The sequence below is a fragment of the Actinacidiphila sp. bgisy144 genome, assembly GCF_057708105.1.
The window spans coordinates 22,925-35,448 of record NZ_JBYIRM010000002.1 but is presented as its reverse complement, the minus strand read 5'-3'; the positions used below and the strand labels follow the sequence as shown (position 1 = coordinate 35,448).

10 protein-coding genes are annotated in these 12,524 nt (G+C 71.6%); 2 read left to right on the top strand and 8 right to left on the bottom strand.

Features of this window, described 5'->3' with window-relative positions:
- The 3 genes from AC3EVP_RS03130 to AC3EVP_RS03120 all read right to left on the bottom strand — a co-directional run bounded on the left by AC3EVP_RS03130 (position 1) and on the right by AC3EVP_RS03120 (position 4,317).
- A complete protein-coding gene (locus AC3EVP_RS03130) occupies positions 1–1,470 on the bottom strand; it encodes an ABC transporter permease (RefSeq protein ID WP_435126256.1) in 1,470 nt (489 codons plus the stop codon).
- 314 nt (positions 1,471–1,784) lie between these two features.
- Positions 1,785–2,726, bottom strand: a complete 942-nt coding sequence (locus AC3EVP_RS03125; RefSeq protein WP_435125705.1) for an ABC transporter ATP-binding protein — start codon at positions 2,724–2,726, stop codon at positions 1,785–1,787.
- 244 nt (positions 2,727–2,970) lie between these two features.
- Complete coding sequence (locus AC3EVP_RS03120) at positions 2,971–4,317, bottom strand: ricin-type beta-trefoil lectin domain protein (RefSeq protein ID WP_435125702.1); 1,347 nt, start codon at positions 4,315–4,317, stop codon at positions 2,971–2,973.
- Positions 4,318–4,793: 476 nt separating this feature from the next.
- Here AC3EVP_RS03120 and AC3EVP_RS03115 point away from each other — a divergent pair, with 476 nt between their 5' ends.
- On the top strand, positions 4,794–7,043 hold the full coding sequence (locus AC3EVP_RS03115) for an RICIN domain-containing protein (RefSeq protein ID WP_435125699.1): 2,250 nt from the start codon (positions 4,794–4,796) through the stop codon (positions 7,041–7,043).
- A 164-nt stretch (positions 7,044–7,207) separates the two neighbouring features.
- Here AC3EVP_RS03115 and AC3EVP_RS03110 read toward each other — a convergent pair whose 3' ends face one another.
- From AC3EVP_RS03110 to AC3EVP_RS03090, 5 genes are all read right to left on the bottom strand, one after another.
- The gene (locus tag AC3EVP_RS03110; RefSeq protein ID WP_435125697.1) at positions 7,208–8,320 is read right to left on the bottom strand and encodes a hypothetical protein; all 1,113 of its coding nucleotides are present in this window, start codon (positions 8,318–8,320) and stop codon (positions 7,208–7,210) included.
- A 6-nt stretch (positions 8,321–8,326) separates the two neighbouring features.
- On the bottom strand, positions 8,327–8,731 hold the full coding sequence (locus tag AC3EVP_RS03105; protein ID WP_435125694.1) for a hypothetical protein: 405 nt from the start codon (positions 8,729–8,731) through the stop codon (positions 8,327–8,329).
- 76 nt (positions 8,732–8,807) lie between these two features.
- On the bottom strand, positions 8,808–9,215 hold the full coding sequence (locus AC3EVP_RS03100) for a hypothetical protein (protein ID WP_435125692.1): 408 nt from the start codon (positions 9,213–9,215) through the stop codon (positions 8,808–8,810).
- A complete protein-coding gene (locus tag AC3EVP_RS03095; RefSeq protein ID WP_435125689.1) occupies positions 9,212–11,002 on the bottom strand; it encodes a hypothetical protein in 1,791 nt (596 codons plus the stop codon). Before AC3EVP_RS03095 ends, AC3EVP_RS03100 begins: the two co-directional genes overlap by 4 nt.
- Positions 11,003–11,558: 556 nt before the next feature.
- The gene (locus tag AC3EVP_RS03090) at positions 11,559–11,768 is read right to left on the bottom strand and encodes a DUF6892 domain-containing protein (RefSeq protein WP_435125686.1); all 210 of its coding nucleotides are present in this window, start codon (positions 11,766–11,768) and stop codon (positions 11,559–11,561) included.
- Between the two features lie 51 nt (positions 11,769–11,819).
- Here AC3EVP_RS03090 and AC3EVP_RS03085 point away from each other — a divergent pair, with 51 nt between their 5' ends.
- Complete coding sequence (locus AC3EVP_RS03085) at positions 11,820–12,479, top strand: nucleotidyltransferase domain-containing protein (protein WP_335980698.1); 660 nt, start codon at positions 11,820–11,822, stop codon at positions 12,477–12,479.
- Positions 12,480–12,524: the final 45 nt, after the last annotated feature.

Here is a 12,524-nt window from a genome sequence, read left to right as displayed (position 1 = left end):
TTATCCCTTCCGGGTGGTGTGGAGCAGTTCGACAGTGCCGTCGAACTGCCAGAGCGGGTTCGGGGCGTCGCCGGTGGCGGACCGTACGAGGAAGTAGCCGTTCACGTCCTTCGGTCCGTCGCCGTCGGCCACGAACCGCCCGTCCGAGGTGACATCGAGCTGGTAGATCGCGGTGCCCGGGGCCTGGACGCCCGGCAGGTGCCAGGTGACGACGCAGCGCCAGTCGTTGCCGGCGCCCTTGGCCGCGACGTGGCCGTCGCTCCGGTCGCACGCCGCACCGACCCGCAGTTGGGCCTCGGTGACGGCGGGGCGGTTGAGCTGCGCGGTCTGCATCCGGTACAGGTGGCCGAAGGCGGTGGCGACCGACCGCTGCACCTTGCCCTGGTCGATGCCGGAGCCGGTCGACGGGGTGGCGAGCACGATCACCGCGCACGTCGCGGCGAGCAGCCCGGCCAGCGGCAGCAGCCCGGCGGTCAGCGCGCGCCGCCCGGAGCCGTCGCCGGTGAGGTTGGTGAAGTCCCGGCGCACGAAGAGCAGATACGCCAGTACGGTCGCGGTGACGGCCCACACCAGGCTCACCGCGACGCCGATCAGCAGCGGGGCGAGCTGCGCCGGGGCGGTGAACAGGCCGTTCCAGGCGATGAAGGCGTAGCCGGGCAGGGCCAGGCGCACCGCGACGGGCAGCGGCAGCAGCTGGGCCAGCTGCATCGCCAGCGCGACGAGCGCGGGCAGCAGCAGGCCCATCGGGGAGCGGCCCAGCACGACCGACCCGAGCAGGCCGATCGCGGCCAGCGCCAGGGTCGGGGCGAGCGCGCAGGCCCAGGCGAGCAGGACGTGTCCGGCCGCGGCGGACGGCGACAGCAGGTGTCCGTCCAGTCCGACCAGCGGGTGGTCGCCGACCGCGGCGAGGCCGCCGACGATGCCGGACGCGGTCAGCCCGACGACGAGCAGCAGGATGACGGTCAGGCTGGCGAGGGCCTTCGCGGCGAAGATCCGGCGGTGCGAGCGGACGGCGACCAGCAGGTGCCGCCAGGTGCCGAGCCGGTCCTCCGCGGCGAAGACGTCCCCGGCGACCAGCGAGGTCAGCAGCGGCAGCGCCCAGCTCCCGGCGAACCCCAGCACCACCAGCGGCCCGGCCCACCCGGTGCCGTGCATCCACCGACCGAACAGCGTGTCCGACGGCAGCGTGCTCTGCATGCTGACCGCGGCCACGAAGAGCCCGGGCGCGAGCCAGCACACCAGCACCAGCAGCCGGACCCGCCACTGCGAGACGAGCTTCACCAGCTCGAAGCGGTAGCCGCGCGCGACCGAGACAGGGCGCCTGCCGGCGGGGCCGGCGGCGACTGGCGCGTGGGCGACCGGCGCGTCGGCGACCGGCGCACCGGCGGCTGGCGCGTCGGCGACCGGCGCGGCCGTGACGGGCGCGGCGGCAGCGGGCGCGGCGGCGGCCGACGGGGCCGTGGCGTCCACGGCTTCCGAGGCCGGCGGGTCCTCGGCCGGGGCGTGGTAGCCGCGCGCGACCGAGACGGGGCGCCTGCCGGCGGGGATGGCGGCGACTGGCGCGTGGGCGGCCGGCGCGGCGGCGACCGGCGCACCGGCGGCTGGCGCGGCCGTGACGGGCGCGGCGGCAGCCGGCGCGGCGGCGGGCGGCGGGGCCGTGACGGGCGGGTCCGCGGCTTCCACGGCTTCCGCAGCCGGCACGTCCTCGGCTTCCACGGCTTCCGCAGCCGGCGGGTCCGCGGCCGGGGCGGCGGTCATCGCTTCCGTGGCGTCCGGGTCGGCGGTCATCGTGCGATCTCCTGGGGCGCGGTGAGGGTGAGGAAGGCTGCTTCGAGGGGCGAGGTGACGGGGGCGAGTTCGCGGACCGCGACGCCGGCGCCGACCAGGCGGGCCACCAGGGCGTCGAGCGCGGGGACTTCGGCGCGGACGACGAGGATCTCGGCGCCGCGCCAGGGACGGGCGCTGTCCACCACGTCGATCCCGGGGGTCTTTGCGGCGGCGCGGCGGGCGGCGGGCAGGTCGGAGGTGAGCAGGCGGTAGTCGAGCGCGGAGTTCGCCGCCGCGAGGCCGCTGAGCGGGCCGGAGAAGACCACCCGGCCGGTGGCCAGCAGGGTCGCCTGGGAGCAGAGCGCCTCGATGTCGTCCATGCGGTGGCTGGAGACGACCACGGCCGCGCCGTCGGCCGCGAGCCGCCCGAGCACGTCGTGCACGTGCTTCTTGCCCGCCGGGTCCAGGCCGTTGGACGGCTCGTCGAGCACCAGCAGCCGCGGCCGGGTCAGGAGCGCGGCGGCCAGTCCGAGCCGCTGGCGCATCCCCAGGGAGTAGCCGCGTACGCGGTCGTCGGCCACGTCGGTGAGCCCGACCTCGTCGAGCGCCTCGGCGATCGCGCCGCCGCGCGGGTCCTGCCCGCGCAGCGCGGCCAGTGCCGCGAGGTTCTGCCGGGCGGTGAGCGAGGGGTACAGGCCCGGGCCGTCGACGAAGCCGGCGACGCCGTCGGGGGCGGCGAGCGCCCGGCCGACCTGCGTGCCCAGGATGTCCAGCCGGCCGCCGTCGGCGACGGCCAGGCCCAGCAGCAGGCCGAGCAGCGTGGTCTTGCCCGCGCCGTTCGGCCCGACCAGGCCGTGCACCTGTCCCTGCGCCACCTCCAGATCGATGCCGTCGAGGGCGACGACGTCGCCGAAGCACTTGGTGATTCCCTGAGCCCGGACCGCGAGCGGTGTGTCCATGAGTCCCTTTCCCAGCTGAGCCTCAAGGACCATAAAGACCGCACACAGCCCCTCCACAGGCCGCGAGTTGAACACTTGCCGAACAGCGGGCAGCCGGCAGCACCCCAGTGGATACCGGGGTCGTAACGACGCAACACGGACGGCCGGACCGGGCCGGGGGCACAGGTACGCTCCCCGGCCGGTCCGGCCGTGCGATCAATTCGCTTGCTGTGCAGCCGAGTTGTGAATCTAAGTTGACATGACGTCAACTCGGCAGATTCCACTGCTGGTTGGCGCTGTCGTAGCAGGTCCAGATCTGCAACCGGGTGCCGTTGGCCGAGCTGGGGCCGGTCGCGTCCAGGCACTTCCCGGAGGCGGAGTTCACCAACTCACCGTTGGACTGGGCCTGCCAGACCTGCGCGCCGGTGCCGTTGCAGTCGTACAGCTGGATCTGGGTGCCGTCGGCGGTGCCCGCGGACGTCACGTCCATGCACTTGCCCAGCGCCCGCAGGGTGCCGTCCGAACCCACCGTCCACTGCTGCGCGTTGGTGCCGTTGCAGTCGTAGAGCTGGACCGCGGCGCCGTTGGCGCTGGAGGCGGCGGCCACGTCCACGCACTTGCCGCCGTAGCCGGTGATCGCGCCGGTGGTGCCGCCGCCGGTCCCACCTCCGCTGCTGCCGGTGGTGAGCTGGTCGAAGATCCGGGAGTAGGCGTAGCCGACGGGCTTGTCGTAGTAGTCGACCTCCCAGAACGACAGCTCCTGCACGCCGTTGGAGGCGGCGAAGCTCTCCAGGGTCTGCGCGTCGGACTGCGAGAAGTACTCGTTGTCGTCGTTCTGGCCGGCGATCGGGGTCAGCCCGAGGCGGCCGTAGGCGGCGGAGGTGGAGATGCCGTACAGCCCGGCGAGCTGGCCGGCGGTGGCGCGGGCGCCGGACTCGGCGTCGTTGAGCGCGTTCTCGCCGTCGCCGAAGTCCATCGTCATGATGTTCACCGCGCTGACGTCGACGCCCTTGCTCTTGGCGTCGGTGAGCACGTTGTACTCCTGCGAGGGCAGCCCGCCGGGGTCGACGGCGAGGGTGTAGGCGACCTGGACGGCCGGGTTCTGCGCCTGGAGCGCGGCGAGCGCCTGGTTGCGGCGCTGGTTGGCGGCGGTGTCGCCCAGCGTGCCGCCCTCGATGTCGAAGTCGAGCCGGGTGATCCCGTAGGTGTTCACCACGTTGGCGTAGGCGGCGGTGAGTGAGGAGACGGAGGTGCAGGTCTGGGCGAGCTCACCGCCCTCGGCGCCGCCGAAGGAGACGATCGCGGTGCCGCCGGCCGCCTTGAGCGCGTTGATCTGCGCGGAGTACGCGCCGACCGCGTCGCCGCTGGCCTCCCACTGCGCGGTGCAGCCGGACTTCGGGATGAGGAAGGCGAGCGTGTAGTACTTCAGGCCGGTGGCGTTGAGGTCCGCCGCCATGTCGTTGGCCGTGGTGCCGTCGATCTGGAGGTAGGGGGCGGCGAAGTGGGAGGGCAGGCCCGTCGCGGCGTGGGCTTCGCCGGCGGTGCCGAGGAAGGCGGCGGTCGCGGCGAGGGCCGTGGTGGCGAGGGACGCGATGCAGTGTCTGAGGCGCATGCGTGAGCTCCGGGGGCCGGTTGGTGGGGGGTGTTTCATGTCGGCCGAGCAGAACCGGAGTCTGCGCCGGAACACGAGACCGCGTCAAGACGTCTGTAAATAAACCTTCCTGACCTGAGGGGCGGCCCAGCGCGGCCGTACGGGTTCCGGCCACACCGCCGCGCCCGCCGCCCGGCCGGCTCCCGCCGGCCGCTCCCGGCCCCGACCTGTGCGTTCACAACCTGGAGGCACCCGCGGCCCGTTGCCCTCCTCGCGTCCCACCCGGCACCGGAAGCGTCCGACAAGTGAAGTCACGGCGCCGTACCCACGTCTTGACATGTCTGCGACCGCTCTGCTTCCTTCAGGAAACACACATTGCTCGAGAGGCCGGACGGTCGTTCAGCCGTCGGCGCGCGACCACGCCGCCGACCCGCGCTGGTCCGGGATGTGCCGCACTTTCTTGTTTCAGAAACACGAACCCTGCCGGGAAGGGCCTCATGAAACGTTTCCTGAAACCGGGCCGGACGGCGCGCCGCGCGGTCGGCCCCGCGGTGGCCGCGGTGCTCGTCGCCACCGCGCTGTCGACCGTCGGCGCGACCGGCGCGCACGCCGCCGTCTCGCCGTCGAGCTGGTACAACCTGGTCGCCGCCAACAGCGGCAAGTGCGTGGACGCGGCCTCGGCCGCCACCGCCGACGGCACCGCCGTGCAGCAGTACACCTGCAACGGCACCGCCGCCCAGCAGTGGCAGCTGCGCCCTGCCGCCGACGCCGGCTACTACGGAATCGTCAACGCGGGCGGCGACCAGCCGGCCATCGACGTGGACGGCCCGTCCACCGCGAGCGGCGCCCTCATCCACCTGTGGTCCGACGGCGGTTGGAGCAGCCAGGAGTGGAAGCCGGTCCAGGAGGCCGGCGGCGGCTACCACTTCGTCAACCACTACAGCGGGTTATGCCTCGACGTGCCCAGCGCCTCGACCGCGAACGCGGTCCAGTTGCAGCAGTACACCTGCAACGGCACCAGCGCCCAGTCGTTCGCACTCGACGACGCCGGCGGCGGCAGCGGCACCGCCCCGCCGACCAACCCCGACAACCCCGACCTCGGGCCCAACGTCAAGGTCTTCGACCCCTCGATGTCCGCGTCGTCCATCCAGTCGACCATCGACTCGGTCTACGACACGCAGGAGTCGAACCAGTTCGGCGGCAACCGCTACGCGCTGCTGTTCACGCCCGGCAGCTACGACGTGGACGTGCCGGTGGGCTTCTACACCCAGGTGGCCGGGCTCGGCGCGTCCCCGGACGACGTCTCGCTGACCGGCGGCGGGGTGCACGTGGACGCCGGCTGGTCGGGCGGCAACGCCACGCAGAACTTCTGGCGCGACGTGGAGAACCTGTCGGACACGCCCGCTTCGGGAACGCTGGAGTACGCCGTCTCGCAGGCCGACCCGTTCCGGCGGGTGGACGTGCACGGCAACATGGTCCTGGACGACAACTCCTCCGGGAACACCAGCAGCAACTGGTCCTCCGGCGGCTTCATCGGCGACTCGCGCGTCTCCGGCCAGATCAACTCCGGTACCCAGCAGCAGTTCCTGACCCAGGACACCGCCATGGGCAGCTGGGCCGGCTCCAACTGGAACATGGTCTTCGTCGGCGACAACGGCGCCCCCGCCCAGTCGTTCCCCACCTACACCACGGTCGGCCAGTCCCCCGCCGTGCGCGAGAAGCCGTACCTCTACACCGACTCGACCGGCCTGTACAACGTGATGGTGCCGGGCCTGCGCACGAACGCCACCGGCCCGGACTGGACCGGCGGTTCGACGGCGGGCACCTCGATCCCGATCACCAAGTTCTACGTGGTGAGGTCCGGTGACACCGCGGCGACCATCAACGCGGCGCTGGCCGCAGGGTCCAACCTGCTCTTCACCCCCGGCGTGTACCACCTCAGCGCGCCGATCGACATCACCCGGCCGGACACCGTCGTGCTCGGCCTCGGCCTGGCCACGCTGGTGCCCGACAACGGCGTCACCGCGATCACCACCGCCGACGTGAACGGCATCGACATCGCCGGGCTGATCGTCAGCGCGGGCACCACCAACAGCAACGCCCTGGTGCAGATCGGCCCGTCGGGCTCCTCCGCCGACCACGCGGCCGACCCGATCGCCCTCCAGGACGTCTTCTTCCGGGTCGGCGGCGACGCCGCGGGCAAGGCCACCGCGTCGCTCGTCGTCAACAGCGACGACACCATCGGCAGCGACCTGTGGATCTGGCGCGCGGACCACGGCAACAGCGGCACCGTCGGCTGGAACACCAACACCGCGGCCAATGGGCTGGTGGTCAATGGCGACGACGTCACCATGTACGGCCTGGCCGTCGAGCACTACCAGAAGTACCAGACCCTCTGGAACGGCAACGGCGGCCGGACGTACTTCTACCAGTCCGAGATGCCCTACGACGTGCCGGACAACGCCAGTTGGACACCGGGCGGCGGCGAGAACGGCTACCCCTCGTACAAGGTCGCGGACTCGGTGACCTCGCACCAGGCGTGGGGGCTCGGCGTCTACTGCTACATGAGCACCAACCCGTCGGTAGTGGCCGACCGCGCCATCGAGGTGCCCGGCAGCGGCTCGTCCTTCAAGGACATGGTGACCGTGTCCCTGGGCGGCGACGGCACCATCAGCCATGTGATCAACAACTCCGGCGGGAAGGTCACCGGCGGCAGCACGGTGACCTATCTGAACTCGGGACCGTGAGCACGTCGACCGTGCGGTGAACCGCCCCTGGGGACACCGGAGTCGAGGTGTCCCCAGGGGCCTGGCCGGCGGCCTCACCGACCTGCGGACCCGGCCCGCCCGCAAGCACGACACATAGCCCGCCCGCGCCCGGCGTGTGGTCCACGTGTCGCGGTTGCGCCGCTCTACAACGGCCCGAGGTACTCGGCAAACAGCAGCCCGCCGTGGGCCAGCAGCGGTGGCAGGCTGCCAGGCGACAGGGAGACCCCCACGATGAAGGTCGCGATGCCCAGGAGTGCGTGAACGGAGCAGGCCAGCAAGTGCGTGTCTTCGCTCTGCCCCCACGCATAGGCGAGCCTGGCGAAGAAGAGGAGCAGGGCGGTGGTCAAGGTGGCGACAAGCACTGCGCTCAAAGGGAAGAGGCCGACCCACACCAGCGCCACTCCCGGTGTGTGCGAGAGCGTCACTCTGATCGCTGCTCCCGCGAGTGGCATCGGCAGGCCGGCAGCGACAAAGAAGGTGCGCCCCATGTAGATCCGACGGCGTCCCAGCACCACCTTGCGGACCGGGGCCCGGGGTTTCCCGCCGGCTTCTTCCGGCTCCTGAACCTGTGCTCCGACAACCGGCGAACCGTTCGTATCCTCCGCATCGGTGTCAGGCTGCTTCACCGCTCCGTACGAAGGCAGGACCGTTTCTCCGCGTACCACCCGGCCGTCACCGGCGGATGCGCCACTGTCGCGAAGTCCGTCGGCGAGGGCACGCAACTCTGCGCGAATGGCGTGCAATTCATCATCGGCCGATGCCAGGACGTTGTCGAAGATCCGCTTGTCATCTGGCGCCTCAGCCTCCCACGCCTTGATACGGCTCGCCGTGGCCAACTCGTAGCGTGCTTGGGCCACGATGCTTTCAAGCCGCTCCCGCTCCTTGTCGGCCTCCTTCTTCTTCATCTGCGCCCGTGCGACGCGCGCCTCGGCCTCGCGAAGCTTCTCGCTCAGCTCACGCGCCGCTTCACGACGCCCCTCTGCACGGGCCCGGCGTGCTTCCTGCTCAAGCTTCTCGCACCTGCGGCGGAAGTACTCCACCGCAAACGCAAGGCTCTCGATGACGCGCTGCATGTGCAGTTGAGCGTCCTCCGGAGTGACCCGGCGGCTGACGGCACCGAAGCCGTCGCCAGCGTTCACTTGCACGTTGACGTGCGTCACGCTCTGGTCCCGGCCTGCTTGGTACACGTTGCCGTTGTCCGATGCGACGCCCGACAAGCGCATCACACCGGAAGGAAAGTCCGATGGCTCGTCCATGCCCGATCAGCTGTGGTTGTTGACGGTCTGGTCGCGTGCCGACTGGTAGACCGTGCCGGAGCCTTCGGCGCGCGCCTCAAGGTGCACAGTGCCGCTGACCACCTGACTACCCTGACCTGCGTTCAGTTCACCGAGCAGCGAAGTCAGTCCGGCAAGTGCTTCCGGGCACTGGGCCAACAGGCCGCCGATGCGGAGCTGCCACTCGCTCTCGACGCCGGAACGCTCCGCACCGGCCAGGAGCGCCTCCCGCGAACGGGAAAGCAGCCCGTCCACCGCCGGTGCGTCATGAGGTCGAAAGCGCTGCCAGAGCGATACGACTCCATGCCTGGCCTGCGCCCATGCGTCGGTGGCCATCAAAGTGACGAGGGTCGTACCTGCGGTCCCGGCAAGCGCCAGCGCGTCCTGATCCACGTGCTCCCCCTTGACGTGATATGTGCGGCGTGCTGCTTCGACCAGGCTACGCGAGGACGAAGGAGGTCCAGGAAGACTATCCGGGCCCCTCGTCAGTCGGCGGAGCCGTGGTGAGGCCACCGACCGCCTGGCACAGACCGGCGGCCAGGTTCAGCAGGTTCTCCCGAAAGGCCCCGACCCGGTGGTGGAACGCTTCCTCCGTCGCGAACCGGGCCGGGGTGTTCATCAGCAGGGCGTGCAGGGCGTGTGCCTGCCGGATGTCCGCGTCCAGGACGAGCCTGCTGCCGCTCTCCGCCGGCTCGGCACCGGCGAGCAGCGCGTCGAGTTCCCCTCCGGCCGGGCCGAGTACGAGTTCCACCTCCGTGGCGGAGACCGTGCTCTCCAGGAAGGCGGCGAGCGCGTTGACGAGCAGCCAGTGCTGCGATGCGGTCAACCGCAGACGGAAGCCGCGGCCCGCCCGCTCGACGAGTACCCGGGTCCTCATCCGCCCTCCTTGATCGGATCGAAGCGCTTGGCGAAGCTCTCGGGGCTCATGAGGTAGCCGTGGATCATGCGGGAGTTCTTGATGATAGCCACCCCCTTGTCCTCGTCGTAGACGGCGTACGCCTTCGACGCCCCTTCCTCGATCCGGGAGTCCACATGGGTGAAGGGCACGTTCCGGTACTTCGCGAAGTACCTGGCGAGCGCCTGCGGATCGTGGCCGATGCCCGGGATCGTGTGGCTGGCCGCCCTGGCCCGGTCCGGCCCGTGCATCACCTGCTCGTTGTAGTCGACACCGTCAGCGACCTGCGGACCGTACTTGTCGTCGATCGCGTTCCAGTCGTCGTCGGTGAGCCCGTCGGCGCTTCCGGCGCACGCCTCCGCCCCGTCGGGGTCGTCCGCGGCCCCGCCGTCACCGGACGTGTCGTCGACCGAGGCCGCGCCGTGGCGCACCGGCCGCGCGACCAGGCCGACCGGTTCCATGTCCGCGCCGGCCGGACCGGTGAACGCGGCTTCCTCGCAGTCGGAGTTGTCCTTGGCCCACTGGTCGGCCGCGCTCTGTTCGTCCTGCTCGCCGCTGACGTACGTGTCGACCGTTGCCTGCACGACCGCCTCGGCCCACACCTCGGCGGTGCCGCCGTAGTCCAGCGTGTACGGCACCTCGGCGTCATGGCCGGACTCCTCCGCCTCCTCGTTCGCCTCCTCCTGGGCCTGCTCCTTGATCTCCGCGACGATCGGGGCGACCTCGGGGTCGGGGCAGCTGATCGTCCCGCTCCCGTTGACCGGAAGCGTCGCCTGCCCGGTGCAGCCGCCGCCGTCCTTGCCGTTGACCGTGACGGTGGCGGTCAGACGGGCGGTGACCGTCCCGGACACGCGGGAGGCGCTGCCGGCGGTGGTCGTGCTCGTCACGTGCGCGGTGACCGTGCAGCTGCTGTCGGAGCAGTCCAGCGACTCCTGGCCCTCGACGTCGAACTGGATACCGAGGTCGACCGCGCTCTTTAGCTTCTCGGTCTGGTTCTTGAGGTCACCGAGTGTCTGGTCCACGTCCGACGGCGACATCTGCGCGAAGTTCGTCCGGCCGAGCCCGTTCAGGCCGCCCGCCGCGGCCGGGGCGACCCGGCCGGCCGTGAGCGGAGCTGCCGACGGGGGCTGCTCTGCCGGCAGGTGCTGCCCTGCCGGCGTCCGCTGACCGGCCGCGGCTGCCGACGACGGCGTACCCCCCGCCCGCGACGAATCCGGACTCACCCGGAGCACGCGGTAGGGCTTCGCGGCGGACACGTACAGCACACCGTCGGGCGTCGTGACCCGCCAGGCCCGGTCGGAGCCGATGACGACCGGTGCGTCACCGACCTGCGGGAAGTCGGTGGCCTTCTCCAGCCCCGCCCACAAGGAGTCGGCGAGTGCCGCGGGCGTCCCGAGGCCCTTCGGAAGGGCGGCACTCAGCGTGTCGTCCCCGGTGATCCACTGCCCCTTCAGCGCCGATGACGGCGCGTCTCCGGGCAGACCCGCCAGCAGTTCCTGCGGGGGCCTGACGTATGTCCGGCCGCCCACGGTCAGGATGTCGATCTGCTGCCCGGCGAAGGAGACCGTGCCGAGTTCCTCGCCGCCGCTGGTGACCTTGAGGTCCCACTCGCCGACCCCGGCGGCGGAGCCGGAGTAGTGCACCACCGGTTGCGCGGCGAGGTTGTCCAGCGCGAGGTAGAACGGCGCCTTCCGTAACTCGGGCGCCTTTGTGTGCGTCGGCACCGTGAGCCAGACGGCCAGGCCGGCGCCCAGGCACAGTGCCAGCACGGCGGCCAGGATCAGGCGGCCGCGTCGCGCGGGTAACCACGACCGGAACCGGCCGTTCGACGGCGGACGGGCGGGCGGGGGCGGGGGCGGGGGCGGGGGCGGCGAGAACGACGCGGTGCGAGGCGGTCCGGTCGGCCGGGGAGGCGCCGCCGGGTACAGGGTCGGAGGCGGGGGAAGCCGAGTGGGAGGCTGGGGCGGAACCGTCGGAGGCGGACCTGCGGGGTGCGCGCCGGGCGCCGCGGGCCGGTCCTCCGGGGAGGACGGGGACGACGGGGACGACGAGGAAGACGGCTTCCGCGGAACCGCCCCCGCGCCCGAACTCCCCTGCCGCGCCGAAGGGTTCGCGTCGCCGGGCTCCGCGCCCCCGGTAGGCCAGTGGCCCATGGTTCCTCACCCACCACTTCTGTCCCCCGTCGAGGCCGACGAGCCTACGGCGCACCGCACGCACGCCGACAGACCTCGGCCACGAAGGAGAGCGCCGGATGGTGTGAAGATCGCATGGTCACGCGCCTGAGCGGCCGGCGCCATACGCCCCTGCCCAGTAGCGTCGGCCCGCTCAGCCCGTGGCGATGCCCCGGGCGGCGAGGGCGTCAGCGAGGTGGGGCGGGAAGATCCCGCAGTTGCGGACACCCGCGATACGCGTGAGGCGCGGCAGCAGCGCGAGGTCGGCCAGCGAGGCGATGTCGAACTGGTCGCCCGCGCCGTCCCAAGCGGGGCAGCACTCGAAGTACACCTGGCAGCCGCCGTCGACGTACAGGCTCGTCACAGATGGCCACGACCCGTCCAGGCGCCGGAGACCGCTGGTAGGTTCCCTGAGGTGAGCGAGCGACTGCCCGCCGGCGGCACCGAGCTGTCACCCGACGAGATCGACGGCCTCCACGCCAGGTGGTCGTCCTCTTGGACACCGGGAGAGGTCGCGCAGCGGTTGGCCGGGGTCCGCACGCCCTGGTACGTGGCTGGCGGCTGGGCTCTGGACCTGTTCCTGGGCAGGCGGACGCGCGTTCACGGCGACATCGAGATCGCGGTTCCGGAGGCAGGCTTCCCCGAGGTCCGTCAGCGCTTCCCCGGATACGTCTTCGACGCGGCAGGCGGCGGCCGGATCTGGGAGGACCCCACACCAGAGGTGCTGGCTGCCGTACATCAGACGTGGCTGCGCGATCCGGCCACCGGGAACTATCTGCTCGACGTGTTCCGCGAGCCGCACGACGGCGGCACCTGGATCTACCGACGTGACGAGGAGATCCGGTTTCCCTACAGCGCCGTCATCCACCACGCCCGAGCCGGCATCCCGTACCTGGCGCCCGAGCTGGTGCTTCTGTTCAAGGCCGGGCACCCCCGCGGAAAGGACCAGCAAGACTTCGACGCGGCCGTCCCGCACCTGACCGGGGCTCAGCACGAGATCCTGGCCGGGCTACTCACCCGCGTGCACCCGGAGCATCCGTGGCTCGCGGATCTCCACCGGGCCCGCGGGGTGTGACGCATCCGCCAAGCCCCGCCGGACCCCGTACGGTTTCCTCATCGT